This window comes from Candidatus Omnitrophota bacterium, from assembly GCA_021735655.1.
Lineage (GTDB): Bacteria > Omnitrophota > Gorgyraeia > Duberdicusellales > 4484-171 > JAHKAJ01.
The window spans coordinates 1-25,122 of sequence record JAIPGM010000012.1 but is presented as its reverse complement, the minus strand read 5'-3'; the positions used below and the strand labels follow the sequence as shown (position 1 = coordinate 25,122).

At 38.6% G+C, this 25,122-nt stretch carries 27 protein-coding genes and 3 tRNA genes; all 30 read right to left on the bottom strand.

Going from position 1 to position 25,122, the window contains the following annotated elements; translation table 11 throughout:
• Positions 1-43: 43 nt before the first annotated feature.
• The 30 genes from rpsG to K9L86_07835 all read right to left on the bottom strand — a co-directional run bounded on the left by rpsG (position 44) and on the right by K9L86_07835 (position 24,981).
• Positions 44-511 (bottom strand): 30S ribosomal protein S7, encoded by a 468-nt coding sequence (gene rpsG, locus K9L86_07980; GenBank protein MCF7908788.1) that lies wholly within the window; start codon positions 509-511, stop codon positions 44-46.
• A gap of 28 nt (positions 512-539) precedes the next feature.
• Positions 540-911, bottom strand: coding sequence for a 30S ribosomal protein S12 (gene rpsL / locus K9L86_07975; GenBank protein ID MCF7908787.1), 372 nt, complete (start codon positions 909-911; stop codon positions 540-542).
• Positions 899-4,870: a DNA-directed RNA polymerase subunit beta' gene (gene rpoC / locus K9L86_07970; protein ID MCF7908786.1), complete on the bottom strand. Its 3,972-nt coding sequence runs from the start codon at positions 4,868-4,870 to the stop codon at positions 899-901. Before rpoC ends, rpsL begins: the two co-directional genes overlap by 13 nt.
• Position 4,871: 1 nt before the next feature.
• Complete coding sequence (rpoB, locus tag K9L86_07965; protein MCF7908785.1) at positions 4,872-8,243, bottom strand: DNA-directed RNA polymerase subunit beta; 3,372 nt, start codon at positions 8,241-8,243, stop codon at positions 4,872-4,874.
• Positions 8,244-8,359: 116 nt separating this feature from the next.
• The gene (gene rplL, locus K9L86_07960; protein ID MCF7908784.1) at positions 8,360-8,734 is read right to left on the bottom strand and encodes a 50S ribosomal protein L7/L12; all 375 of its coding nucleotides are present in this window, start codon (positions 8,732-8,734) and stop codon (positions 8,360-8,362) included.
• Between the two features lie 9 nt (positions 8,735-8,743).
• Entirely contained in the window at positions 8,744-9,298 is a 555-nt protein-coding gene (gene rplJ, locus K9L86_07955; GenBank protein ID MCF7908783.1) for a 50S ribosomal protein L10, read from the bottom strand.
• Positions 9,291-10,001 (bottom strand): 50S ribosomal protein L1, encoded by a 711-nt coding sequence (gene rplA / locus K9L86_07950; GenBank protein MCF7908782.1) that lies wholly within the window; start codon positions 9,999-10,001, stop codon positions 9,291-9,293. Before rplA ends, rplJ begins: the two co-directional genes overlap by 8 nt.
• Position 10,002: 1 nt before the next feature.
• Complete coding sequence (gene rplK / locus K9L86_07945) at positions 10,003-10,473, bottom strand: 50S ribosomal protein L11 (protein ID MCF7908781.1); 471 nt, start codon at positions 10,471-10,473, stop codon at positions 10,003-10,005.
• A gap of 1 nt (position 10,474) precedes the next feature.
• Positions 10,475-11,002 (bottom strand): transcription termination/antitermination protein NusG, encoded by a 528-nt coding sequence (gene nusG, locus K9L86_07940; protein MCF7908780.1) that lies wholly within the window; start codon positions 11,000-11,002, stop codon positions 10,475-10,477.
• Positions 10,999-11,193 carry a preprotein translocase subunit SecE gene (gene secE / locus K9L86_07935; protein MCF7908779.1) on the bottom strand — a complete coding sequence of 65 codons (195 nt, stop codon included), beginning with the start codon at positions 11,191-11,193 and terminating at the stop codon, positions 10,999-11,001. Before secE ends, nusG begins: the two co-directional genes overlap by 4 nt.
• A gap of 26 nt (positions 11,194-11,219) precedes the next feature.
• A tRNA-Trp gene (locus K9L86_07930) sits at positions 11,220-11,293 on the bottom strand.
• A gap of 1 nt (position 11,294) precedes the next feature.
• Positions 11,295-11,447 (bottom strand): 50S ribosomal protein L33, encoded by a 153-nt coding sequence (rpmG, locus tag K9L86_07925; protein MCF7908778.1) that lies wholly within the window; start codon positions 11,445-11,447, stop codon positions 11,295-11,297.
• Between the two features lie 86 nt (positions 11,448-11,533).
• Positions 11,534-11,606: transfer RNA gene (locus K9L86_07920), tRNA-Thr, on the bottom strand.
• 183 nt (positions 11,607-11,789) lie between these two features.
• Positions 11,790-13,796, bottom strand: coding sequence for an NAD-dependent DNA ligase LigA (gene ligA / locus K9L86_07915; protein MCF7908777.1), 2,007 nt, complete (start codon positions 13,794-13,796; stop codon positions 11,790-11,792).
• Between the two features lie 15 nt (positions 13,797-13,811).
• A complete protein-coding gene (locus K9L86_07910) occupies positions 13,812-14,537 on the bottom strand; it encodes a metallophosphatase family protein (protein ID MCF7908776.1) in 726 nt (241 codons plus the stop codon).
• Between the two features lie 34 nt (positions 14,538-14,571).
• Positions 14,572-14,844, bottom strand: coding sequence for an acylphosphatase (locus tag K9L86_07905; GenBank protein MCF7908775.1), 273 nt, complete (start codon positions 14,842-14,844; stop codon positions 14,572-14,574).
• Positions 14,845-14,846: 2 nt separating this feature from the next.
• Positions 14,847-15,776, bottom strand: a complete 930-nt coding sequence (gene fmt / locus K9L86_07900) for a methionyl-tRNA formyltransferase (GenBank protein ID MCF7908774.1) — start codon at positions 15,774-15,776, stop codon at positions 14,847-14,849.
• A gap of 25 nt (positions 15,777-15,801) precedes the next feature.
• Complete coding sequence (locus tag K9L86_07895; GenBank protein ID MCF7908773.1) at positions 15,802-17,592, bottom strand: hypothetical protein; 1,791 nt, start codon at positions 17,590-17,592, stop codon at positions 15,802-15,804.
• Positions 17,593-17,595: 3 nt separating this feature from the next.
• On the bottom strand, positions 17,596-18,663 hold the full coding sequence (locus K9L86_07890; protein ID MCF7908772.1) for a hypothetical protein: 1,068 nt from the start codon (positions 18,661-18,663) through the stop codon (positions 17,596-17,598).
• Positions 18,656-19,207 (bottom strand): HAD-IIIA family hydrolase, encoded by a 552-nt coding sequence (locus K9L86_07885; protein ID MCF7908771.1) that lies wholly within the window; start codon positions 19,205-19,207, stop codon positions 18,656-18,658. Before K9L86_07885 ends, K9L86_07890 begins: the two co-directional genes overlap by 8 nt.
• Complete coding sequence (locus K9L86_07880; GenBank protein ID MCF7908770.1) at positions 19,204-19,995, bottom strand: glycosyltransferase family 2 protein; 792 nt, start codon at positions 19,993-19,995, stop codon at positions 19,204-19,206. The genes K9L86_07885 and K9L86_07880 overlap by 4 nt, the downstream gene beginning before the upstream one ends.
• Before the next feature lie 44 nt (positions 19,996-20,039).
• Entirely contained in the window at positions 20,040-20,741 is a 702-nt protein-coding gene (locus K9L86_07875; protein MCF7908769.1) for an rRNA pseudouridine synthase, read from the bottom strand.
• Positions 20,731-21,981 (bottom strand): tRNA (N(6)-L-threonylcarbamoyladenosine(37)-C(2))-methylthiotransferase MtaB, encoded by a 1,251-nt coding sequence (gene mtaB / locus K9L86_07870; protein MCF7908768.1) that lies wholly within the window; start codon positions 21,979-21,981, stop codon positions 20,731-20,733. Before mtaB ends, K9L86_07875 begins: the two co-directional genes overlap by 11 nt.
• Positions 21,971-22,687, bottom strand: a complete 717-nt coding sequence (locus K9L86_07865; protein MCF7908767.1) for a 16S rRNA (uracil(1498)-N(3))-methyltransferase — start codon at positions 22,685-22,687, stop codon at positions 21,971-21,973. Before K9L86_07865 ends, mtaB begins: the two co-directional genes overlap by 11 nt.
• A gap of 27 nt (positions 22,688-22,714) precedes the next feature.
• A tRNA-Ala gene (locus tag K9L86_07860) sits at positions 22,715-22,787 on the bottom strand.
• Between the two features lie 77 nt (positions 22,788-22,864).
• Positions 22,865-23,089 carry a winged helix-turn-helix domain-containing protein gene (locus K9L86_07855; protein ID MCF7908766.1) on the bottom strand — a complete coding sequence of 75 codons (225 nt, stop codon included), beginning with the start codon at positions 23,087-23,089 and terminating at the stop codon, positions 22,865-22,867.
• A complete protein-coding gene (locus K9L86_07850; protein MCF7908765.1) occupies positions 23,086-23,307 on the bottom strand; it encodes a hypothetical protein in 222 nt (73 codons plus the stop codon). Before K9L86_07850 ends, K9L86_07855 begins: the two co-directional genes overlap by 4 nt.
• On the bottom strand, positions 23,308-23,895 hold the full coding sequence (locus K9L86_07845) for a hypothetical protein (protein ID MCF7908764.1): 588 nt from the start codon (positions 23,893-23,895) through the stop codon (positions 23,308-23,310).
• Between the two features lie 56 nt (positions 23,896-23,951).
• The gene (locus tag K9L86_07840; protein ID MCF7908763.1) at positions 23,952-24,350 is read right to left on the bottom strand and encodes a biopolymer transporter ExbD; all 399 of its coding nucleotides are present in this window, start codon (positions 24,348-24,350) and stop codon (positions 23,952-23,954) included.
• Complete coding sequence (locus K9L86_07835) at positions 24,340-24,981, bottom strand: MotA/TolQ/ExbB proton channel family protein (protein MCF7908762.1); 642 nt, start codon at positions 24,979-24,981, stop codon at positions 24,340-24,342. Before K9L86_07835 ends, K9L86_07840 begins: the two co-directional genes overlap by 11 nt.
• Positions 24,982-25,122 lie beyond the last annotated feature (141 nt).

The following is a 25,122-nucleotide window of genomic DNA, read 5'->3' as shown; positions in this document are numbered from 1 at the left end:
ACTCGTTGTTAACAAAGTTAGTTAAATCCTTATCTTTTAAAGCTTAATATCTAAAATGAGCGAAAGCTTTATTGGCCTCAGCCATCTTATGTGTGTCTTCCTTCTTTTTTACCGCTGACCCCTCGCGCTTATAAGCAGCGATAATCTCTTCCGCCAATTTAATCTCCATCGGCTTCCCTTTTTTCTTAAGAGCAAAATCTTTCATCCAACGAAGAGCAATAGTAGTTCCTTTTTCTTTAGGTACCTCTAAAGGAACTTGATAAGTAGCTCCGCCGACTCTTCGCGGTTTAACTTGCATCCTCGGTCTTGCATTTTCTAAGGCAGCAAAAAATATGTTTAAAGGGTCTTCCTTTAATTTATCAGCAATGAAATCAAAAGCATTGTAGATAATTTTTTGAGCAGTGCTCTTTTTACCATCACGCATAATAATAGTTATAAAACTACCTACTACTTCTGAGTTGTATTTCGAATCTGTTTTTACGTCTCTTTTTGGCGCTCGTCTTCTTCTCAACTTTAACCTCCTAATGAACCACTAATTATCATTTAGGTCTTTTAGCCCCGTACTTTGAACGTGACCTCTTTCTATTTTGTACACCCTGACAGTCAAGAGTTCCTCTTACTATATGATAGCGCACCCCGGGAAGATCCTTAACCCTTCCTCCTCGAACCAGGGCTATCGAATGCTCCTGCAGATTATGCCCCTCTCCAGGAATATAAGCAGTCACTTCCTCACCATTGGTCAAACGAACTCTAGCGATTTTACGTAAGGCTGAATTGGGTTTCTTCGGCGTCATTGTTCTCACCTGAACGCAAACCCCTCGTCGCTGAGGACACCCTCGTAGAGCCGGTGATTTACCTTTTTTACGTTTTAAAACTCTTGATTTTCTGATTAACTGACTTATGGTTGGCATTTTTCTACTCCAATTTCCCGGTACCTCTTTAAACCGGTTCCAGCCGGTATAAGGTGGCCCACTATAACGTTCTCTTTTAATCCCTGTAGTCGATCAATTTTCCCGGCGGTAGCTGCATCAGCTAAAATACGTGTAGTCTCTTGAAAGCTAGCTGCCGAGATAAAACTCTTAGTGCTTAACGATGCTTTAGTGATACCTAAAAGAAGCGGTGCAGCCGTAGCCGGCTTACCATCTTTTTTGATGATCTTCTCATTTTCTTTACGAAAATCCCATTTGTCAACTGCTTCACCGGGTAAAAATTCACTATCGCCGGAATCAATTATTCTTACTTTCTTTAGCATTTCGCGAGTAATTACCTCAATATGCTTATCATTAATCCGTACCCCCTGAAGTCGATAAATTTCTTGTATCTCATTAACTAAATGTTCCTGCAAAACCTTATCGCCGCAAACTCGCAAAATATCCTGTAAAACTATCGGACCTTCAGTTAGCTGTTGTCCAGCAACTACTTGGTCCCCACGATAAACTATTGGATGCGTTCCGGCAGGAATTGCATATTCTCGCTTCATGCCAGTAGGGCTGCGAACAATAACATTTCTTTCTCCAGCTATCTCAGCAAATTCAATAAAACCATCAATTTCACTAATAACCGCTGGATCTTTAGGCCGTCGAGCCTCAAAAAGTTCAGCTACCCTAGGCAAACCACCAGTAATATCTCTAGTTTTAGCAACTAAACGTGGAGTTTTTGCAATAACATCTCCAGGCTCAACTACGCCACCTTCCTCAATCATTATGTGAGCCCCAGTCGATAAAGGATATATTCCCAATACTTCTTCCTTTTCAGAAAGGATTAAAATTTGAGGATGATAGTCTCCTTTGAATTCTACAACTACCCGCTCTTTTATTCCAGTCGTAGCATTTAACTCTTCCTGTATGGTAATTTTATCAATTGCATCCTCATACTTAACTTTACCGCCAACTTCAGCTAAAACCGGAGACGAGTATGGATCCCATCTCACGAATATCTTATCTTTCTCTATTGAGCCATTTTCAGCAATAACAATTGAAGCCCCCTGAGGAACCGGATTTCGTTGCAACTCTCTACCCATATCATCATTAATACTGATCATTCCGTTCCTGTTAAGGACGGCAAAGTACTTGCCTTTAGCAACAACCTTAAGGTTATGGTATCTTACTATTCCCGTTTCACGCGCCTTGATAAAAGCGCGTTCAGCAACTCGTGAGGCTGTTCCACCGATATGAAACGTTCTCATCGTAAGCTGGGTTCCCGGCTCACCGATCGATTGAGCAGCAATAATTCCCACTGCCTCACCAATCTCTACTGGTTTTCGAGCAGCTAAATTTAACCCATAGCACTTAACACACACTCCGCGTTCAGATTCACAAGTCAATACACTTCTTATTCTAATCTTCTCTAGACCTAGACGCTCAATCATTAACGCTTTTTCCTCAGTAATAACTTCACTAGCCTTAACAATAGCCTCATCGCTAATGATATCGACAATATTATCTGAAGCTACTCTTCCGATAATTCGTTCCCTCAAAGGAACCACCACGTCTTCACCCTCAACAATTTCAGCAACTGTAATGCCATTTACAGTATTACAATCTTCTTCGATAATAATAACTTCCTGAGCAACATCTACTAGGCGCCTAGTTAAATATCCAGCATCAGCAGTTTTTAAAGCTGTATCGGCTAGACCTTTTCGTGCACCGTGAGTAGAAATAAAAAACTCTAGAACAGTTAAGCCTTCTTTAAAATTTGAGGTAATTGGTATTTCGATAATCTCACCTGATGGTTTAGCCATTAGTCCACGCATACCGGCAAGTTGCCTTACCTGAAGTTTTGAACCACGGGCTCCAGAATCAGCCATCATAAAAACTGGATTATCTGCATCCATGTTTTTAAAAACATATTCAGACACTCGGTCAGTAGTCCTAGTCCAAACATCAATAATCTTATTATGTCGCTCACGCTCAGTAATAATTCCTTTTCGATATTGATCTTCTACCTTTGCCAACTCTGCCGTCGCTTCGTCAATACACCCCTGTTTTTGTTCCGGTATCACTAAATCATTGATGGCGATACTTATACCACCTAAAGTTGCATAATTAAAACCTAAATCTTTTATATCATCAAGAAGTTTTATTACTGAACTGTGGCCAAAAGATTTATAACACTCACTGATAATTTCAGAAACCTTTAACTTATTAAGCAGTTCATTAACAAAACGAAATCCAATTGGTAAAATTCGATTAAAGATAACCCTTCCAGTAGTTGTCTCGATAAGTTTTCGCTCTCCATTTTCGTTAATTCGTAGTTTGATCTTCGCATGAAGATCTAATTCTTCATCTTGATAAGCAGTAAGTACTTCTTCACTATCAGAAAAAATAAGCCCTTCTCCTTTAGATTTTAGTTTGTCCATAGTTAGGTAGCGACAACCAATAATCATATCTTGGCTAGGAGCAATAACCGGACGACCATCGGAAGGAGAAAAAATATTATTAACCGAAATCATTATAATTTTTGCTTCAGCCTGAGCTTCCAAAGATAGCGGCAAGTGAACTGCCATTTGGTCTCCGTCAAAGTCGGCATTAAAAGCCGCACAAACTAAAGGATGCAATTTTATAGCCTTGCCTTCGACTAAAACCGGATAAAAAGCCTGGACACTTAAACGATGCAAGGTCGGTGCGCGATTTAACAAAACCGGATGACCAGTAATAACGCCTTCAAGTATATCCCAAACCTCAACCCTAGCTCTCTCAACCATTCTTCGGGCGCCTTTTATTGTATGAACAAAACCTTTTTCACGTAACTTTTTTATGATGAATGGTTCAACTAACTCTAGGGCCATCTGCTTAGGAATACCGCATTGGTGTAATTTTAACTCCGGACCAACAACGATAACGCTTCTTCCAGAATAATCAACTCGTTTACCTAAAAGATTCTGCCGAAACCGACCTTGTTTCCCCTTAAGCATATCAGAAAGACTCTTTAATGGTCGATTTTGTGGACCCATAACTGGACGGCCATGACGACCATTTTCAATGACCGCATCCACAGCCTCCTGAAGCATCCGTTTTTCATTTCTAACAATTATATCAGGAGCGCCTAAAGACATTAGTTTCTTAAGACGATTATTTCTGTTAATTACCCGTCGGTATAAATCGTTAAGATCTGAAGAAGCAAAACGACCACCTTCCAAAGGCACCAAAGGACGTAGGTCTGGTGGGATAACCGGCAGCACATCTAAAACTAACCAATGCGGTTCATTACCTGAACGACGTAAATCCTCGACTATCTTTAGACGCTTAAGTAACCTTTTATTAATCCCAACCCTTCCCTTATCAATACTTTTACGGATTGTTTTGCTAAGTTTGGCTAAATCAATATCTTTAAGCAGTTCCTTCACAGCGTCACCACCGATAGAAACTTTAAACTCCTTACCATATTGATCGAGAGCCTTTCGATAGTCAGCTTCGCTAAGAAGTTGCATTTTTTTCAAATTAGTTGTCCCCGGATCAATAACCACATATTCTTCGTAATAAATGACCTTTTCGAGCTGCTTTATACTCAAATCTAAAAGCGCACCAATTCTTGAAGGAAGTACTTTAAAAAACCAAATGTGTGTACAAGGTGCAGCTAAATCAATAATTCCCATGCGCTGACGACGAACTGAAGAATGTAAAATCTCGACTCCGCAACGATCGCACTTTGCGCCCTTAAATTTTATACCTTTAAGTTTTCCACAATGACATTCCCAATCTTTTGCCGGACCAAAAATTCTTTCACAGAAAAGTCCATCCTTTTCAGGCTTTAAAGTTCTATAGTTTAGAGTTTCTGCCTTCTTTATCTCACCAGAAGACCAACTCTTTATTACTTGAGGCGAAGCTAACTTTATACTTATATGATCGAAAAAACCAACGTTTTCAAGCATATTATTTACTCTCCCTTTCCTTCTCGGCTCTTACGTCTAAGCATAACCCCTGCAATTCTTTCACTAAAACATTGAAAGACTCAGGTACTGAAGGTTGAAACTTTTGTTCGCCCCTAACTATTGCTTCATAAATTCTAGTTCTTCCTTCAACGTCATCACTTTTTACAGTTAGCATCTCCTGAAGAGTAAAGGCTGCTCCGTAAGCCTCGAGTGCCCAAACTTCCATTTCTCCAAAACGCTGACCACCAAATTGAGCTTTTCCACCTAAAGGTTGCTGAGTAATAAGAGAATATGGCCCGATAGCTCGAGCATGAATTTTATCATCAACCATATGTACTAATTTCATAATATACATATAACCTAAGCCAATTTTCTGCCCGAAGGGTTTTCCGGTATATCCATCATAAACAGTAATCTTACCTCCCTCTGGCAATCCGGCTTTATTAAGAATCTCTTCAACTTCTTCCTGTTTGGCGCCGTCAAAAACCGGAGAAACTATCCTCACACCCATTTTCTTTGCCGCCCAGCCCAAATGCATTTCGAGCAATTGACCAACATTCATTCTTGAAGGCACCCCTAAAGGATTCAAAAGCAAATCTAGCGGAGTTCCATCTTCTAAGAAAGGCATATCTTCTTCAGGTAAAATTTTTGAAATTACCCCCTTATTACCGTGTCGTCCGCTAAGCTTATCGCCGGCGGAAATTTTTCGCTTCATAGCCACAAAAACAACTACTCGCTTTAAAACTCCGGCTGGAAGCTCATCACCTTTTTTAATCTTAGCCATTTCTAACTCTCTTTCAATAGCCAGCTCATTAAGCCGCTCATCATATATGCTTGTAGTAGCCCTGGCCTCCTCGCTATCCTCAAGGTCAGAAACAACAATTCGTGATTCAGTTTTTCCTAAAATAGCACTTAAACGTCGACTCTTTTCTCGTTCAAGAAGGTTTTTTTCCTCTTCGTAGTATTTTTCAATTTCTTTTATCCGTTTTAATTCTTCGGTTTTTTCTTTTTTTGATTTTCGACCCCGGTCTTTACGCTGAAATATCTCAACATCAGTAACTACCCCATAAATTCCCGGAGGAACGCGCAAGGAAGTGTCTTTAACGTCAGCAGCTTTTTCACCAAAAATAGCTCGAAGCAAACGTTCTTCCGGAGAAAGCTCTTTTTCAGTTTTAGGAGTAACCCGGCCAACTAAAATATCATCAGGTATAACTTCGGCACCGATCCTTACAACCCCAGATTCATCAAGATTGCTTAAAGCTTCTTCGCCAACATTAGGTATATCTCGAGTAATATCCTCATTGCCAAGCCTAGTTTCTCGAGCTTCGCTTTCAAAACGTTCAATATGCAAAGAAGTCAAAATGTCATCCTTCACTAATCTTTCACTAATAATAATTGCATCCTCAAAGTTATAACCACGCCAAGGCAAAAACCCTACCAACAAGTTGGTGCCTAAAGCTAGTTCTCCACCTTGAGTAGCCATACCATCAGCTAAAATCCTGCCCTTACGTATTTCATCACCCTTACTAACTAAAGGCCGTTGGTTAATGCAAGTATCGGCATTGGAACGAGTGAACTTTTTTAACTTATAAATATAATCGCCTATGGTAACTGAAGCAGCATCAACAGCTGTAACTTTTCCTGACTCTTTAGTTACGACCATAACCCCAGTATCACGAGCTACTTTTTCTTCGATATCAGTACCAACTAGTGGTGCCTGAGGAAACATGAGCGGCACAGCTTGACGCTGCATATTAGAACCCATAAGCGCACGATTAGCATCATCATGTTCTAAGAATGGTATCAGTGATGCTGAGACTGAAATAATCTGCTGAGGAGAAATATCCATATATTCAATTTTGCTCGGTTTTAACTTAGGGAATTTTCCTTGATACCGAGAATAAATCTCTTTATCCTTGATTCTTCCATCATCGCCAATGTTCGCTGATACTTGAGCGATAACCCTGTTTTCTTCTTCATCGCTCATTAGGTAATCAATCTTCTCACTAACTACCCCTCCATCAACTTTTCGATAAGGCGTCGTCAAAAACCCTAAAGGATTAATTCGTGAATAGGTAGTTAAGGAAGAAAGCAATCCAATATTTGCTCCTTCTGGCGTTTCGATTGGACAAATTTTTCCATAATGCGTAGGGTGAACGTCGCGAACTTCAAAACCAGCCCGCTCGCGAGAAAGACCGCCGGGGCCCATTGCCGAAAGACGCCTTTTGTGAGTTATTTCTGCTAAGGGATTTGTCTGATCCATAAACTGAGATAGCGGTGAACGAGCAAAGAAATCCTGAATTTGAGTAGAAAAAGCACGAGAGTTTATAAGGTGCTGGATCGAAAAATCATTAGAAGCTATCAGCGAATAACGCTCCATAAAAGTTCTCTCAACACGCAAGAGGCCCACACGTACTTGATGCTGAAGAAGTTCGCCAATCAACTTTACACGACGATTTGAAAGATGATCAATGTCGTCAGTTTCTCTTTTACCAGCTTTAACTGCCAATAAAGACTTTATGATCTCAACTATAGTCGGCAAATCTAAAGTTCTTTTACTAAGCGAAATGTCCATTTTCAACTTCTTATTCATTAGGTAACGGCCAACCTTTCCTAAATCGTATCTACGTCCATCAAGAAACATTCTTCTAAATACTTCCTTGGCCGCTTCTAAAGTTATTGGCTCAGTAGGACGCATCTTTTTATAAAAATCGAGATAAGCTTCTTCTTTATTGTTGGTTGTATCTTTTTTAACAGTATTAACTATTTCTGGATAAGGTTTATCAGAAAATTTAGCATAGATATCATCATTTGAAGATAGCCCCATTATTCTTAAAATTTGAGTGGCCGGAAAAGTCTTTCGACGATCAATTATGGCAGTTATAGTGTCGTTTATGTCGGTTCTGAACTCGAGCCAATATCCACGGTAAGGAATAACTCGAGAATAATAGATACGTTTTCCAGTAGGATGAGTCTCCTCCTCAACAAATACACCAGGTGAACGCTGCAACTGGCTGATGATCGCCCTTTCGTCTCCATTAATTATAAAGGAAGCTGTCTCGGTCATTAATGGAATATCTCCCAAGTAAATCTCCTGCTCTTTCACTGAAGATGAAGGATCAATAAGTCTCAAACGGACTCTCAATGAAGCAGCATAAGTTTGTGAGCGTCGTTTACATTCTTCAACGCCATATCGTGGTCGACTCAAGGAATAAGAAACATATTCAAGGCGATATTGTTTATCCGGACTTTCCATTGGAAAGACTTCCTGAAGAATCTCTTGAAGACCAACAGCTTTTCTTTTTTCAAGCACTACATCTGATTGCAAGAACTCACTAAAAGAACGCCTCTGATGCTCAAGGAAATGCGGCATCGAAGCACTCTTCTTAATCTTAGCAAACGACAGCTTTTTTGCTTTTTTCAATTTATTCCTCCTCAATGAAACTTAGATTTCGAAACTAAGGTTTCAAGAATCTTTAGTCGAATTAATTATTTTAACTCTACCGTCCCACCGGCTGCTTCTAATTTTTTCTTAACTTCCTCAGCCTCTTCCTTAGAAATGTTTTCCTTAACCGGCTTAGGAGCAGAATCAGCAAGCTCTTTAGCTTCTCTTAACCCCAAATCAGTAATTGCCCGAATTTCTTTAATTACGGCAATTTTATTTCCACCAACTGAAGTTAAAACTACGCTGAAAGAAGTCTTCTCTTCCTCTTCCTCAGCGGCTGCACCAGGACCAGCAGCAACTGCAACTGCCGGAGCTGAAGCGCTAACCCCGAACTTATCTTCGCAAGCCTTAACTAACTCAGAAAGCTCGAGAACTGTCATCTCTTCAACCATCTTCAAAATATCTTCTACTTTTGCCATAACGCCCTCCTACTTTTTATCAGCTTGATCTTTTGTTTTTCGTATCTCAGCAACAACCCATACAAACTTTAAAATTACCTGATTTAGACAAGTAGCAAAACCGGTTATCGGAGCCGCTAAACCAGAAACAGCCATAGCCAAAAGCGTCTCACGAGGAGGAAGCTTAGCCATAGCCTGCACGTCCTTCGGTCCAATCTTCTTTTCTTGTATTGTGGCTCCCTTAACTTGAAGGGTTTCACTTTCTTTAGCAAAATCAACTATAATTTTACAAGTTTTTACCACATCGTCATCATAAACTAGAACTGCTCCGGTTTCTTTATCTAGGATATCATCAGAATCTTTCCAATCTAAATCCTTAAATGCCCTTTTGAATAATGAATTTTTAGTTATAAAAATTTTGGCTCCGGCCTTAGCCAACTCGTTACGTAATTTATTAAAACCAAAAGCTCCGACCTTGTTAAAACCAATAAAAAAACAACCTGAAGATCCGTTAATCTTTTCTTTCAAGTCTTCAACGATTCTTTCTCTAGTTATTAGACCTACTTTTTTAACTCCCTTAGTCATCGCTTACTCCTAAAAATTTTGCTTGTATAGTAAGTCTCAAAGAAGGACTCATTGTTGCAGAAACATGCACACTTTTTATAAAATCACCCTTCAAGCTTTGCGGCCGAGAAGCAGCTAAAGCTTTGATAAAAGCATCAATATTCTCCACCAAGGCCTTCTTGTCAAAAGAAACCTTCCCCACCCCAACATGAATACAACCTAATTTATCAACTCGAAAGTCAATCTTCCCTCTTTTTGCTTCGCTAACCGCATAGGACACATTATCAGTAACCGTGCCGGTTTTCGGAGATGGCATAAGACCACGCGGACCAAGAAATCTTCCTAACTTACTTACTGAGCGCATCATTGAAGGAGTGGATATGCAACAATCGAATCCAGTCCAGCCATCATTTAAAATTTTATCAATCATATCTTCAGAACCAATAAAATCAGCACCGGCATCTTTAGCATCCTTTTCTTTTTCTGGCTCACAAAATACTAAAACTTTTATCTCTTTACCAGTACCATGAGGCAAAACTACCGATCCTCTAACCATTTGATCAGATTGCTTAGGATCAATACCAAGTTTTCCGCTGAGTTCAACCGTCTGATCAAACTTTACTGACGGCATTGACTTTAAAATCTCTATGGCTGCATCAACAGAATAAGCCTTTCCTTCCTCAACTAACTTTTTTGCTTCCAAGTATTTTTTGCTTCTTTTCATTTTAATTATCAGGGTTAACTGGCTTTTTACTTATTTGAGAAACCACTTTTATCCCACAGCTTCGAGCAGTGCCTTCGACAATTCGAGCAGCAGCTTCTAAGTCAGCGGTATTTAAATCTTCCATCTTTTCTTTAGCAATTTCCAAAACTTGCGCTTTGGTCACTTCACCAATAATTTCTTTCCCCGGTTGTTGGCTAGCTTTAGCAAGATTTGCCGCCCGCTTTAACAAAAAAGAAACCGGTGGGCTCTTAGTAATGAAATCATAAGACTTGTCTTCGTAGACACTAATAATTACTGGGAGAATCACCCCTTCTTTTTGTTTGGTCGCATCGTTAAATTCTTTGCAAAATTTTCCCGGATTTATACCGTGCTGACCGAGAGCTGGTCCAACTGGTGGCATAGCTGTAGCTGCTCCAGCAGGAATTTGTAATTTTATCTGGACAACTGGTTTTTTCTTTTTCTTTTTAGCCATCTTAAATTTTCTCCACTTGCCAAAATTCAAGTTCAACCGGTGTAGTTCTTCCAAAAATTGAAGCACTAACCTTTAATTTTCCCTTATCAGGATGCACCTCTTCGACTACACCATTAAAATTGATAAATGGCCCTTCAACTACCCGTACGCTTTCCCCTTTCTCGAAGGTTACCTTTGGCGCTGGTTTAGCCTTACTTTCTTCAGCCTTTGCAAAAATTCGATCTACTTCTTCTTGAGATATTGGTGAGGGTTTTCGACGAGGACCGATAAAAGCGGTAATACCCGGGGTCTTACGCACAAACAACCAAGAATCATCATTCATATCCATATGAATAAGAATATACCCTGGAAAGAACTTCCGCTCGAGAACACGTTTCTTACCAAGCTTAACTTCAGTAATCTGTTCCTTCGGAATAATTACCTGATCAATAGCTTCGTTAAAACTGTGGGCCTTAATCCGCGCTTCAAGGTTAGCTTTAGCTTGATCTTCGGCTCCACTAAGTGTATGTAAAATATACCACTGCTTCATTTCAATATAATTTGGATTAAATGTGACAATCCTAAGTCAATAGTAAAGATATAAGCGGTTAACAAAATTGCAACTACCACAACAATTGAAGCAGCTGCAACTAGCTCCTGGCGAGTCGACCAGTTTACTTTTTTTAGCTCTTCCTTTACTTCCTTAAAAAAAACAGGTATCCGTTTTAATTTCTTTATCATCTTCTAACTTCAAACAATCTTAAACACAGGCGAGGCAGGAGTTGAACCTGCAACCCCCGGTTTTGGAGACCGGTGCTCTAGCCAATTGAGCTACTCGCCTATCATGGCTTAGCCTCTTTATGTTCTGTATGTTTACGATCGAAACGACAATATTTTTTAAGAGTCATTTTTTCAGGGTGCTTTCGTTTGTTCTTACTCAAGTAGTAAGTCTTTCGTTTGCACACAGTACATGATAACGCAATTAGCTCTCTCATAAATAGTTATAATAATAAAGGAGCGAAAAGTCTAAAAACCTCCCGCCCCACTTTTGTGGTTTTTGAATCATCTTATTGTTTAACTAAGCCCACGACCAGAATCGAACCGGTGACCTCTTCGTTACCAACGAAGTGCTCTACCGACTGAGCTACGTGGGCGTTATGTTTGCATTAAGCCGGCGAATACTGCCTTAAAATCAGCCTGTTTTTAAAGTATTAAATTATATATAAAAATATAGACCTAACGATGATACTATAAACGAAATTTTTGTCAAGAAAAAAAATGATATTTTTTACAGGTGGGTTTTTAGGGTCCAAATTTGGCTAAAAAAGGTTACCCATCTATTTGCCAATTAGCTTCAAAAAGTCGTTTTCTGAAACAATCCTTACGCCCATCTCCTTAGCCTTGGCGTATTTTGAGCCCGGATTCCTGCCAGCCACCAAATAATCAGTACCCTTACTCACCGAGGAAGACCATTTAGCTCCAAGTGTTTCCAGAAGCTCCTTAGCCTGATTGCGACTTAAACTTTTCAACTCTCCAGTAAAAACAAAGGTCATTGCTTTGATTTTACTCGATTTGACTATCGGCAATTTTTGATTTAAATTAAGTCCGGCCGCATTAAAGGCCTCAAGCATCTTTTTTGTTTTTGAGGCTGAAAAAAATTCTACGATCGAAGAAGCCATCACTGGGCCGATCTCTGGTATTTTCTCTAAGTCTTCTTTTTTTATTCCGGCAAGCTGATCAATGCTCCTATATTGACCAGCTAAAAGCGATGCTGCTTTTTCCCCAACATGACGAATTCCCAATCCATACAAAAACCGCGAAAAACTTTGTTTTTTGCTAAGGGCAATTGCATTAATTATATTGGTTACTTTTTTTTCTTTAAACAACGGTAGCTTCATTAAATCTTCTCTATTCAAACTGTAGATATCGACGATACTTTTTACAACCTTACGATCAACCAGTTCGTTTACCAAACTTTCGCCGAACCCCGCAATGTCCATTGCCCCGCGATGAGCAAAGTGTCTAAGTGATCGTTTCAGTTGAGCTGGACAATCGATATTAAAGCAATACCAAGAAACTTCACTCTCCTTCTCTTTAGCTACTTTAGCTTTACAAGCCGGACAGCGAGAAGGAATATTTATCTTCCTCTCTACCCCCTTGCGTTTAGAAATGATGACTTTTATTATTTTCGGAATAACCTCCCCAGCTCGTTCCAACAAAACCGTATCACCGTTTTTGACGCCCAACCGTTCTATTTCATCAAAGTTATGGAGAGTGGCCCTAGAAATAACAACACCGCCACATTTAACTGGTTCTAATATCGCAACCGGAGTAATCGTACCGGTCCTGCCGACTCCAAATTCAATTCCCTCAATCTTAGTAGTTACTTGGTGTGCCGGAAATTTATAAGCTACAGCCCAACGCGGCGATTTAAGTGTTACTCCTAGTTCCTTCTGTAAATTAAGACTATTCACCTTAATTACCATTCCATCGATTTCGTAAGGAAAACTATTACGCTCGGATTCTTGCTTCAAGCAATACTCTATGACCTTTTCTAAATTCTCACAGTGAACGCTTCGATCATCGACCGGAAAACCCCATTGATTTACCTTATCAAAAAAATCCTGATGAGTTTTAAAACTTACACCTTTAGCCCAACCAAAAGAATGAATTAAACACTTTAGTTTTCTTCTAGAAACCACAGCAGGATCTAACAACTTAAGTGACCCGCTGGTTGCATTACGAGGGTTAGCAAAAAGAGCTTGGTTTTGAGCAACCCTTTCTTTATTAACCTTTTGAAAATCAGTCTTTTCCATATATATCTCGCCGCGAACTTCAATACTTTGGGGATATCCATCGCGCAAGGTAAGCGGAATCGAATGAATTGTTCTGACATTAGCAGTAACATCTTCCCCCATCTCCCCATTGCCACGAGTGGAACCAAGGACCAAAACTCCCTTTTCATAGACTAAAGAGCAGCTCACCCCGTCAATCTTAGGCTCAACCAGATAACCTAAGTCAACCTCTCGCTTAAGTATCCGTTTTATTTTGCTTTCCCACCCCTTTAGCTCCTCGATAGAATAAGTATTGTCCAAAGACAACATCTTAACCTTATGCTTTACAGTAGGAAAGTTTTCAACTAAATCACTGGAAACACGTTGGGTGGGAGAATTTTTAGTAACTAGCTGCGGGTATTGATCCTCTAAATTTTTAAGCTCGGTTAAAAGCTGATCGTACTCCTTATCAGAAATTTCCGGATCGCTAAGCAAATAATAACGATGGTCGGCTTCTCTAATTAATTGCCGCAATTGCTTGATGCGACTTTTTATCTGATTATTACTCATTCAATATAATTAATATTACCTCCCGTCATATAGTCGATTAGCTAAATTAGATGGGAGATTCTGATTAACAATGCTAGAGGCTGCCTTAGCTACATCGTAACCAACCCGAAAAATTTCTACTCTTTGATCCTCGTCATCGTACACGCAAAATGAAGCTCTAGGATCTCCGTCGCGGGGTTGACCTACACTACCAACATTAACTATATAGCGATTATCCGGCTTAAAAGTAACTTCTCCTGGCTCAATATACGACACATTATCTTTATCCAAACAATAAATTCCCGGACGGTGTGAATGACCCAAGAAACACACTTTCTTTTTAAAAAGCTGGAAAACCGTAACCGCATCGTCTATGTCTAGAATGTATTTAAACTCATGGGGCGACCTCAAACTTCCATGGACACACACGAAATCTTTCTCTTCAATGGTCAAATGAAAACCACTCAAATAACTTACATCGGCTTTAGTGAGTTTGGTTTTTGTCCAATTAATCGCCGTTCGTGCATGAAGATTTAAATTATTGAGCGGAAATTTACCAACTGCCGCCCAATCATGATTTCCGGCAACAGTTATCGCTTTCAAATCTTTAAGGACATCTAAACATTCCCGGGGGTCTCCTCCGTAACCTATTATGTCACCGAGAAAAAGATAACGATCAACATTCTCTTGATAGTAGGCCTCGATGACTACCTGGAATGCTTCAATATTGCTATGAACATCAGCAAAAATTGCATACCTCATAAAAAAACCTCACTTTGTTTTTTACAAAAACTCTCTAAAATATTATCCTAAAATCTTTAAAACTACAAGCGATTTCCTCAACCACGATTTCACAACTAGTGACTCTTCCTTCAAACTCAATACCTAAATCACTCACAAAAGAATCTAAATCGCGGTTTTTTCCTTCAGCAATTATCTCTACTCGACCGTCATTAAGGTTTTTAACCCAACCTTTGATATTGTACTTTTTAGCTAAACTTAAAGCCCCGAAACGAAAGCCAACGCCCTGGACCATACCAGAAAAAAATATATGATTGCGCTTTTGCATTCTTAGAAACTCATTCCCACCTTAAGGTGATGACCACAAACAAAGGACCAAGCATCCATAACTTTTTTACCTTGAGGCTGGATGCGAGAAATTCTTAGAATATCTTCACCAGTAGTTACATAAATTCCTTTCGGTTCTATTTTTACAATCCCACCCGGCGGACCAATTTCATCCGTTACCTTAATAACGTCAGACTTTATGACTTTAAGCAATAAACCATTGTGGTAAGTATAAGCCGAAGGCCAGCCGCTGATGGCCCGAACAAGATTATTTATATCAACCGCTCGCTTCTGCCAATTAATCTGACCATCGATCTTTTTAAATTTAAAAGTAAAAGAAGCTCTGGCTTCAGCCTGTTTAACTAACTTATAGCTACCATCTTTTATTTTAGATAACCCTTCGACTATAAATTGAAAACCTTCGTTTGAAAGTTTGCGACTAAGCGAATGGTAATCATCATTAGAGTCGATTACGACTTGCTTCTGCAAAATAATGTCTCCGGAATCAACCTTTTCGTTTACTTTAAAAATAGTTAACCCAGTTGTTTGGTCACCGTTAAGCAAGGCATACTCAATCGGTGCTGGGCCGCGATATCGCGGAAGCAACGAGGGATGCAATCCTAAAGTAAACTCATTCGGCAAAGAAAGTACTTCTAAAGGAATGATTTTGCCATAATCAACCACAACAAAAAAATCAACGGATTCGGCTCTGAGCTTTTCAATAAAACTTTTCTCTTTTAGTGAATTCGGTTTAACTACCGAAATTTTTTTGCTTTCCGCTAAAACGCTTACCTCAGTAGCCGTAAGCTGTAACCCTCTACCCTTAGGCTTGTCCGGCTTAGTGACAACCAAAGAAGGCGCAAAACCCATCCGGCAAAGACCTTCTAACACCACTCTTGAAAATTCCGAACTCCCAAAATAGATTAAATTCATAGTTTAAATCTGTTGTTACTAAAAACTAATACAGTTCAGCCGCCAACTGCACCTTAGTTCTAGGTAGCAGAGCTATTATCTCCTTAACTAAGCAACGGTTCCTCAGATTCCTCTCTGTACGCACTATAATCTGATAGCGAAATTTATCACGTAATTTGAAAGGCTGAGCCTTAGAAGGACCATAGACTTCCTGAAAGCTTTTCTGAAATCTATTATACAAGCCTTCAGCCTGTTTTAAAAGTAAGTTCTCATTTTTATCCCGCAGGGTAATTTTTGCTAAAAGCTTAAAAGGCGGCAGCCCCATTTTCTTACGCAAGTTTAGCTCTTTATCGTAAAACTGCCTCCAGTCATAATTAAGATAATCAAATAAATAGTATTGTCGATTACGCGTAAAGACATGCATCGACTTACAGAAAAAGTTACTGAGCTTCTTAATATAAAGGAAAGTATCAAAAGTTGCCCGATAGTCCGGCCGACTCAACAAAGAATCCGTATCCAGCATAAACCCTGAGTCAAAAACCTCCGAGCTATAGAGAGAACTTAAAATTTCAGAGGTAGAAAGGGTAATCTTAGAGTCGCGATAGTGCTTTTGCCAATTATCTATCTTTACCTCGGGAAATACACGCTTAAGCAAGGAAGCTATACCTTCAATCCCTAGACCTGAAGATTTCAAATATCCTTTCTGGCAATGACTACATAGACTAGGTAAACTTACTTGACGATGACAATAAGGACACCTTCCCTCTTGAGTAGATAAAGAAAACTGTAAAAAACCTGAACAATGAATACATTTATATATGTATCCACAAGTTGAGCAAGCTACAATTTGGCCAAAACCCTTCTTATTCCAAAGCACAACCGACCTTTTATTGGCTTTAGTTACCTTAGAAAGTAATTCAATCAAAACCGGACCAACCACTTTCTTTCTAGAAAAACCACCCAAATCTACCACAGATATATCTTTAGGGTTCTCTTCTAGCTCACCCAATTTCGTTTTCCCATCAACAATAGACTTATAAGTTGCCAGAGACGGGTAACTTCCAGCTAAAACTAAATTAACCCCTAAACTCTCTGAAAGTAAATCTGCCGCCTCGCGAAGGTCATAAAAAGGTTTCTCTTCCTGAAAATAATGTCGACTATCCTCTTCCTCAATAACAATAAGTTTTAAATCAATCGGATAATAAAAGAGAGCCATCCGAGTTCCTAAAATCAAACTTTTACGCCGACTTTTTTGCCAAGTATTAAAAAAGTCTTTTTCACTTTTTTTGCTATGTAAAACTTTAATCTGACCAGGAAAATCCTTGGCAATTAATTTCTCTGCTTCGAGAAGATAGGTCATTTGCGGAAAACAAATCATAACTGAACCTTGCCCCAATGCCTTCCGCACCAAACCTCGCCAACGTTGATAACGATCTGTGATTTTCGCCGACTTAATAAATACTTTTGAAACCGAGTCATCTTTTGTCGCTGCTGATTGAAAATAATCTAAATCAGTTCTTTGTGGTTTTTTTAAATAAGCCGGGATCATCATGAACAAAAATTCCTCAAAAGGATAAGGATAAAATTGACTTAATTTTTCAGCAAAAGTAAAGTGGTCTTCTCTCAATAAGGGGCGTCGATCAAAAAGGTCAACTACGTCTTTTAACTTTTTCACCCTCGATTCATCAGCTAACCCGACAACTAAGCCTATACGCTTTCTTCCCCTAAAATCAACTAAAACCCGCACACCTCTTTTAAGGTCAAGCTTAGACGAAAAGGAATAGTCAAACTCCTTATCTAAGAAGATCGGTAGAGCTACCTTAGCTATGCTTTTCATTACTTAAATTTTGTCTTTAGAGAGGCAATTTTGAATTAAATCGCTTAATACTGGCTGGACATCTTTAAGCTCAAAAGGATAACTATTTTGAAATTGTTCATGTTTTTTGCTCAGTGAACAAACAACACTCAAGAAATCTCGACGGTTCTTAACAAACTTAGCGACCCCAGCTTCAATCAGCACATCCATATTTTCTTTTTCTTGACCAGGTATATAGTGAGTAAAAATAAAGGGTTTTCTGCAATGAACACTTTCAAAAATAGTCATGCCTCCGGGCTTGGTGATAATAACTGAACTCAAAAATATAAGTTCCCATATCTTCTCATAAAAAGGAAAAAAACGTAACCGTTCAGAGTTAGCTCCCTCGAGATAACGACGCAGTTTTTGATTACTGCCATAAATTACGAAAACATTAAAGTCTTTTAATAAAATATCTAGCGATTTCTTAAGAAACGGAAATACCCCCATTGAAGACGAAACAAAAAGAACCGTCGGTAGCGGATCTAAATTGAACTGTTTATAAAGCTCCTGGTGCGAAAGATTACTTCTGAAGCCTTCACGTAGTGGCACAAAACCGCTAACAATTTTATCTGCCTCAACACCTAAAGAAATTAGGTCACTCTTGGTTATCTCAAAAGTAGCAAAATAATAATCTATATCAGAATTAACCCATAACGGATGGACTCTGCTATCAGTAATTACCGATATCAATTTAAACTCTATTTCATGCTTGATATAGGCAGCCAAATCGGCCGGGAAAAAATGCGTAGTAATGATCACATCCGGTGCCTCACGATGCAAATACTTAAATAAAGATGCAAATAAAGCCCTATGCAGCAAATTAACCAGATAAGAAATAAACTTTGTTTTAGTTAAAAAAAAGGTAACCTGCCAAAGGTGGCGGAAATGATGGCTTATAAAACTATACAATCCGGAATAAATCTTGCCAATAAAAGGTGAGCAGAAACTTAATAAATCGCAAACCGGAGCATCAAGCACCTTGCCTAAAGCTTGAGCAGCCATTTTATGGCCATGTCCAAAGCTGGCATAAATAACTATAGTTTTAGGCATAATGAGAAATTAAATAATGTGCGGCCAAAAGAAGATTATCAAATACATAATCCGGTTCAAATTTCCAATTATCACGATTAGCTATTTTCTCTCTTCCGGAAAGGACCAAAACTGATTTTGCTCCAAAATTGCGGGCAGCTTCCATGTCCATAAATGAATCGCCAATAAATATTGACTTATCGCAAATCATAAAGCTATCTTCCTGGGCTTTCTTTAAAAGACCGGTTTTAGGTTTCCGGCAATCACAATCATCGCCAGGAAGATGGGTACAATAATAAATACCAGAAATATTCCCGCCAATTTTTTCGACTGACTGCAGTATTTTTGCATTTATTTCATCTAAGTCCTTCTGAGCATACAAACCTTTAGCAACTCCGGCTTGATTAGAAACCACGTAAAGCTTAAATCCTTCTTCGCTAAACTTACGAATCGCTTCAAGGCTTCCGGGAATGAATCTAAACTCCTGCTTGCTGGTTACGTAATTTCCATGACCGGGGTATTCATTGATTACGCCATCGCGATCAATAAAGACTATTGGTTTCATTTATTTTGATTAAACCGATTCTTTATTTCCCAATATTTAGCATAAGAAATTATCTGATACAAGGCTGCAAAAAAAGAAACCATAAATCCCCTAAAACCATCTCGCCAACCCTTTTTTCTCAAATAAGCACGAAAAAAACGATCGTTGTAACGCCACAAAGCATGGGTTAAGTTCATTTTGTAATTTGCTTTCTTAGGGTCAGCTTTATAAACATCAAACCATTTTTTTGCCTCAAGTGTAGTTTGGTTATTTAATTTTTTTAAAAAATCCCCAAAATCACGATAAGTATAGTGCAGAAGTGGTTCTTTAAGCGGCGTAGTTTTACCTTTTAAAAAAGCTCTTGGATGGACTTCAACCTCCTCCCATTTAAACTTACTCTTTTTAAAAAGTTTTAGCTGGGCTGAAGGGTACTGACCGGCCCAACGCAACCAATAATCACCAAGAAAGTTCTTTCTAGGAATAGTAAAAGCAACCTCATCGGTAAGCTGATCAAAAACTACCTCAATCTCAGCCTTAAGCTCGGGGGTTAAACGCTCGTCAGCATCTAAACTTAAAACCCAATCATTTGAGCTCTGAGCATAAGCCCAATTACGATGTTTGCCTTCAACCTCCATTTTACGAACCAGTATCTTATCGGTATAGTTTGCGGCGATCTGACGAGTTTGGTCACTACTTTCATCGTCAACTAAAATTATTTCCTGAGCCCAACTAGCCACTGACTCAAGACAATCCTTTATTCGCTCAGCCTCATTTTTACTAATTATTACTGCTGTTATTGGAACTGTCATAGGTACTTATCCTAACATCTTAAGGTTAATTTTCAAGCTATTTCTCACCCAGCCAATGCCTTTTCTAGCTCAGCTTCGGCCAATATTCTATATTTGCCTGTCTTTAAACTACCGATAACTAAGCCACCCACTCTTACTCTCTTTAAATCTAGCACCCGGTAACCCAACTGTTTAAATAACCTTCTCAAATGCCTTTTCTTGCCTTCAGAGATTATAACCTTACAAAGAGTATTTTCCTTATCTCTACTTAGCATCATTATTTTCTTAACTTTTAATAGATCGCCTGCGTCTCTAACACCCTGCTTTGCTTTTTGTCGATCAGGGAATTTTAATGCTCCTCTTAACTTGATAAGATATTCTTTCTCTACTGAAAATTTCGGATGAGTTAGCTTATAGCAAAAATCGCCATCATTGGTAAGGATAAGCAAGCCGTGAGAATTCTTGTCCAATCTGCCGACTGGATACAACCCGTGATACTTTTTAGGAATAAAATCAACTACCGTCTTGTTAGCAAACCTATCGCTAAGCGTCGTTGTTACACCTTTAGGTTTGTTAAATAGAAGATAACTATACTCTTTTAATTTTATTAACTCACCAGAAACCCTGACTTGATCATTGTCTCTGACTTTAATAAATGGTTTATCAACTCGACAATCATTTATTGTGACTTTGCCCGAGGAGACTAACTGATCGGCAGATCTCCGGCTAGCTATACCGGATTTAGCAATATAAAGATTAAGACGCATGGGCAAAAACCTTATTATTTTTGATTTCCTCTATTCTCACTCGAATAATATCCCCCAAAGAAACTTCATCTTTTATATAAACCTTAATATAATTTTCAGTATATCCGCAAGCAAAACCTCGACTCTTTTCTTCGATAACCACTTCAAGCTCTTCTCCTAAAAACTTCTGCGCATATTTAAAGGAAAACTGATCAGCAAGTTTTCTTAAGGCGTCAAACCGAAGCTTAGTCTCTTTCTGATTGGTTAAACTTAGTTTAGAAAATTTAGTCCCCTCGCGGGGTGAAAAACTAAATATATGCATTCGCATCGGCTCAAGACGCTTTAAAAATGCTACTGTATTTTCAAATCTCTCTTGGTCTTCCCCCGGGAAGCCAACTATAATATCGCAACTTAAGCCAATTTGCGGTTTTATCGCTCTTAGCTGAAAAACTTTATCTTCATATAAGGCCACGGTTTCTTTTTTATTCATTTCAGTAAGTATTCGATCGTCCCCGTATTGAAAAGGTAAATGCACATGCGAACAAAGTTTTCGATTATTAAAAAGTGAAATTAGCTTTTCATCGATAAACTTCGACTCAAGCGAACTCAAACGAAGCCTACCCAAAGATGGAATCGTTAAGATTTCTTCAACCAAATCAGCTAAAGATGTGGCTGGATTAAAATCACGACCCCAAAGACTTAGATTAACCCCGCAAAGAACGATTTCCTTGTGCAATTTGGAAATCCTTAAACATTCGGCAATAACTTGATTTTTCGCTCGGCTGCGCGATGGCCCCCTTAAATGAGGTATTTTACAAAAACTGCAAAAATTACTACAACCATCTTGAATTTTAACAAAAGCACGTTGATTATTGAAATGAGTTATCTTCAATGACCATATATCATTACTGTCTGTTTTTAACTTCTGGCCAGATAAATCTCCGCTAATAATTTCCGGCAAAAGATGCTTATCGCCTTGAGAAACGATATAATCAGCACCTATTTTTTCTATTACCGCTCGATTAAGTTGCGGCAAACAACCGCAAACCGCTATTTTTGCCAAAGGATTTTCTTTTTTGGCCTGTTTAATTGCCTGGCGGGATTTTGAATCTGCCCGATGAGTAACCGTGCAAGTATTAATCACATAAAGGTCCGCTTTTTTGTCGGTTTCACTAAATCCAAATTCAAACAGTTTCTCTTTTAAACCTTGAGTTTCATACTGATTAACCTTGCAACCTAGAGTAAAAAATTTAACCTTCATCTAGAAAATTATTTAATAACCCTACCGAAAACATAGCAGCGGTTTCGGTACGCAAGAGGTTCGCCGAAAGTTTAACCGAACTAAAACCTTGACTCTTAAATTCTTGATACTCTTGATCTGAAAAATCTCCGACTGGACCGATAGCTATTAAAACATCTTTAATCTTTTTATCAAACTTTCTACTTATAGTTTTACCGGAAATATTTCCAACCAGCTTTAAATCCGACTTGACTTTAGCTAGATCCAAAAAATCTAAAGTTTCTTCTATCTTCGGAATCCATAAACGTTGTGACTGCCGAGTAGCTTCGTTAATTATTTTCTTCCATCTAGCCAGTTTATTAGCTGATGGCTTTCTCTGGATGCTCCGCTGACAAACAAAGGGAATAAACCTTAAGGCTCCCAGCTCAGTACACTTCTGCAAAATAAAATCTACCCTTTCCTCTCGCTCAAGAGGAAAAGCTAAGGTTACTTGTTTGGTCGGATGAGGCTCCGATCGTAACAACTTTTCTTGTTTCAGCAAGATTGACTTCTTGGACAATTCCTCAATATGATAAACATACTCCTTCCCGCGGCCGTCAAAAAAACAAAGACAATCTGATTCTTTAAGCCTCAGGACATCTTTTAACTTATGGACAGCATCCCTATTCTTCAACTGAATAAACTCTTCAATTTGACCAGGCTCAATATACATTCTTATCTTTGACATATTTCCCTAACTTATTGTTTATTTCCATGGAGCCGAGCGGAGTCGAACCGCCGACCTCCTCGTTGCGAACGAGGCGTTCTCCCAACTGAACTACGGCCCCACCGATTTGGCACCAAAACTACTTTTAAAAAATAAATGGGTAAAAAATGGCGGGATAACTACTTAAAATATTAGAAACTACTCCGCTTTGCTGGATTTATTCTCTTCCCGCAAAGAGATTACGTAGTCAGGGTCTTTAAATTCTACCAAAACATGGCCTTCGCGGGCCAACCAGCCCAAGCTCATTAAAACTAATTCTTTTGGCTTTTCAATACCAACGATTAGTTTATGAAGACTAACCATTCCATGTTTATCTAGAAAATGCCAAATCTCACCAGCTATAATTCCTATTTCAGTAATCATTTTTCTTTATTTATACTATCACAACGTGGACAACGCCAAAACTCAGACAATATTGAAACAAAATAAACCTCTGCACAGACCTCGCATTTTTGCCGCTTGAGGTTAGTATTTTTTCGCATTTTAGCAAACTTGCGGTTGTTAAAATACTCCAAAAGAAAAGCTACAACCACTGAGCCGCTAAGTAATATCCCGGCAAAAAACGCAAGTCCAATACTCATTTATTTTACTACTGCCTCTAATTTTGTCCAGAAAAATTTATCCCCTAGAAATTGAGTAGATTCCCGAATATAGTCCTGAAAATTCAAATTTTCATAAGAATTAACTGATAATTTTTCCGGATATAGAAAAATCACCCGTCCATGATTGGAAACATAAACTCGATAAGGAATGACCTCCTCTTCCCAAGAAGACAAAACCGCGTTCCTCTCCCAAAGGTAGACATACTGCTTTCGCTTTTGACTCAAAATAGCATCATCGAAGGAAACTTTGCTAACGTAAGGCAAAATATCTATCTGTTCTTTATGTTTGCGTTGGAAATAATCTTCGTTTAAAAAAGAAGCTGAAAAATACTCTCTACGCAATGGATCCACCGAAGAGAAGGCTTTTTCTGGAAATTGAATTAACTTTTTCTCAAAAAATAAATCCTTCTTTCCAATAATATTCGTCCAGGCATAAACTGAGGGACTAGGGGCGGTTTCTATATAAAATGAACACCAAAAAACAAAAATAAAATGCAAAAAAAGAGAAATAGATACGAACAACGATACAAAATGTCTTTTCCCAAAAGATATAATTTTTACTGACATAGTAATTATTTTAAAACCGAGTGAGGTTAAAATCGAGGATGTAAAGCAGGCATCATCTAGTCATCATAGGTAGTTGCGTAGCTAATCTTTACTATACTCAGCCTCTTGCAAATATCATAAATCTTTGTGAATATCCCAAAACTTGCGTCTCGATCGGCTTTAATAAAAATAGAACTAATTTTCTCCTCCTTAATGAAATCCTCAACATCACGAAGACTATAGGGCTTATCTTTTAAATAAATAATATCCTCGCTAGAAATGGTAATCGTTAGAGTTCTACCGTCGACTGATTCGGAAGTTAAAACCTTAGGAAGGTTCACATTAACTCCAGGAATCACAACAAAATTTGATGTTAACATGAAAAATATCAACAGAAGAAAAACACAATCAATCAAGGGAACTATATCAATTTGACGTAACCCCGCCTCTACACGGGCGCGTTTTTTAAACTTCATCGCTATACCTGCTTTGAGGAAGAACTTCAAGAAGTTCTGTAGCGGCCCGCTCGGATTCCAAAGTTGCTGAATTAACCTTATGAATGAAATAGTTATACATAATATAACTTGGGATCGCTACCAATAATCCGGCCACAGTGGTTAATAGAGCTATCCAGATTCCGTTAGCTAGATCAGAAGGGTTAACCATACCAACGCTAGAAGTTTTCTGTTCAATTACATAAAAACACTGCACCAAGCCAACCACTGTACCCAAAAGGCCTAACAATGGTGTAACGTGTGCTATTGTGCTTAAAAAATTCAAACCTTTTTCCAACTTGGGTATTTCATAAAGAGAAGCGTTCTCCATTGCCTCCCGAATAACACCTTTAGCCTCTTCATAATGAGTGAGCCCAGACTTCAAAATATTAGTAACATAAAAAGGTGACTTTTCGCAAATATCTATAGCCTCAGTTATTTTATTTTTACGCACTAGCTCTAATATTTGTGAAACAATGTCTACAACATTAATTCTAATGCTCAGATAAAAAAATAACCGCTCTAATGTTATCGCTAAAGAAAAAATAGAACACAAAAATATTGGCACCATCAACCAGACCAAAGAACCAGTTTTTGAAATTAAACTCCACATAATTCCTCCTATGTTAATTGTCCAGTATATTCTACTCTCAAAATATCAAGCCATTTATCGCAAGCCCTACATTAGGCTGGAGATAAATGGTAAACTTTTTTATCAGATTGTAATTTAAAATTACTAAAATCTTCAAATACC

Bases quoted from the DNA above. Each gene is read 5' to 3' on its own strand.
- rpsL (MCF7908787.1), bottom strand. From the start codon at position 911: ATGCCAACCATAAGTCAGTTAATCAGAAAATCAAGAGTTTTAAAACGT.
- rpoC (MCF7908786.1), bottom strand. From the start codon at position 4,870: ATGCTTGAAAACGTTGGTTTTTTCGATCATATAAGTATAAAGTTAGCT.
- rpoB (MCF7908785.1), bottom strand. From the start codon at position 8,243: ATGCCGCATTTCCTTGAGCATCAGAGGCGTTCTTTTAGTGAGTTCTTG.
- rplL (MCF7908784.1), bottom strand. From the start codon at position 8,734: ATGGCAAAAGTAGAAGATATTTTGAAGATGGTTGAAGAGATGACAGTT.
- rplJ (MCF7908783.1), bottom strand. From the start codon at position 9,298: ATGACTAAGGGAGTTAAAAAAGTAGGTCTAATAACTAGAGAAAGAATC.
- rplA (MCF7908782.1), bottom strand. From the start codon at position 10,001: ATGAAAAGAAGCAAAAAATACTTGGAAGCAAAAAAGTTAGTTGAGGAA.
- rplK (MCF7908781.1), bottom strand. From the start codon at position 10,473: ATGGCTAAAAAGAAAAAGAAAAAACCAGTTGTCCAGATAAAATTACAA.
- nusG (MCF7908780.1), bottom strand. From the start codon at position 11,002: ATGAAGCAGTGGTATATTTTACATACACTTAGTGGAGCCGAAGATCAA.
- secE (MCF7908779.1), bottom strand. From the start codon at position 11,193: ATGATAAAGAAATTAAAACGGATACCTGTTTTTTTTAAGGAAGTAAAG.
- rpmG (MCF7908778.1), bottom strand. From the start codon at position 11,447: ATGAGAGAGCTAATTGCGTTATCATGTACTGTGTGCAAACGAAAGACT.
- ligA (MCF7908777.1), bottom strand. From the start codon at position 13,796: ATGAGTAATAATCAGATAAAAAGTCGCATCAAGCAATTGCGGCAATTA.
- K9L86_07910 (MCF7908776.1), bottom strand. From the start codon at position 14,537: ATGAGGTATGCAATTTTTGCTGATGTTCATAGCAATATTGAAGCATTC.
- K9L86_07905 (MCF7908775.1), bottom strand. From the start codon at position 14,844: ATGCAAAAGCGCAATCATATATTTTTTTCTGGTATGGTCCAGGGCGTT.
- fmt (MCF7908774.1), bottom strand. From the start codon at position 15,776: ATGAATTTAATCTATTTTGGGAGTTCGGAATTTTCAAGAGTGGTGTTA.
- K9L86_07895 (MCF7908773.1), bottom strand. From the start codon at position 17,592: ATGAAAAGCATAGCTAAGGTAGCTCTACCGATCTTCTTAGATAAGGAG.
- K9L86_07890 (MCF7908772.1), bottom strand. From the start codon at position 18,663: ATGCCTAAAACTATAGTTATTTATGCCAGCTTTGGACATGGCCATAAA.
- K9L86_07885 (MCF7908771.1), bottom strand. From the start codon at position 19,207: ATGAAACCAATAGTCTTTATTGATCGCGATGGCGTAATCAATGAATAC.
- K9L86_07880 (MCF7908770.1), bottom strand. From the start codon at position 19,995: ATGACAGTTCCAATAACAGCAGTAATAATTAGTAAAAATGAGGCTGAG.
- K9L86_07875 (MCF7908769.1), bottom strand. From the start codon at position 20,741: ATGCGTCTTAATCTTTATATTGCTAAATCCGGTATAGCTAGCCGGAGA.
- mtaB (MCF7908768.1), bottom strand. From the start codon at position 21,981: ATGAAGGTTAAATTTTTTACTCTAGGTTGCAAGGTTAATCAGTATGAA.
- K9L86_07865 (MCF7908767.1), bottom strand. From the start codon at position 22,687: ATGTCAAAGATAAGAATGTATATTGAGCCTGGTCAAATTGAAGAGTTT.
- K9L86_07855 (MCF7908766.1), bottom strand. From the start codon at position 23,089: ATGATTACTGAAATAGGAATTATAGCTGGTGAGATTTGGCATTTTCTA.
- K9L86_07850 (MCF7908765.1), bottom strand. From the start codon at position 23,307: ATGAGTATTGGACTTGCGTTTTTTGCCGGGATATTACTTAGCGGCTCA.
- K9L86_07845 (MCF7908764.1), bottom strand. From the start codon at position 23,895: ATGTCAGTAAAAATTATATCTTTTGGGAAAAGACATTTTGTATCGTTG.
- K9L86_07840 (MCF7908763.1), bottom strand. From the start codon at position 24,350: ATGAAGTTTAAAAAACGCGCCCGTGTAGAGGCGGGGTTACGTCAAATT.
- K9L86_07835 (MCF7908762.1), bottom strand. From the start codon at position 24,981: ATGTGGAGTTTAATTTCAAAAACTGGTTCTTTGGTCTGGTTGATGGTG.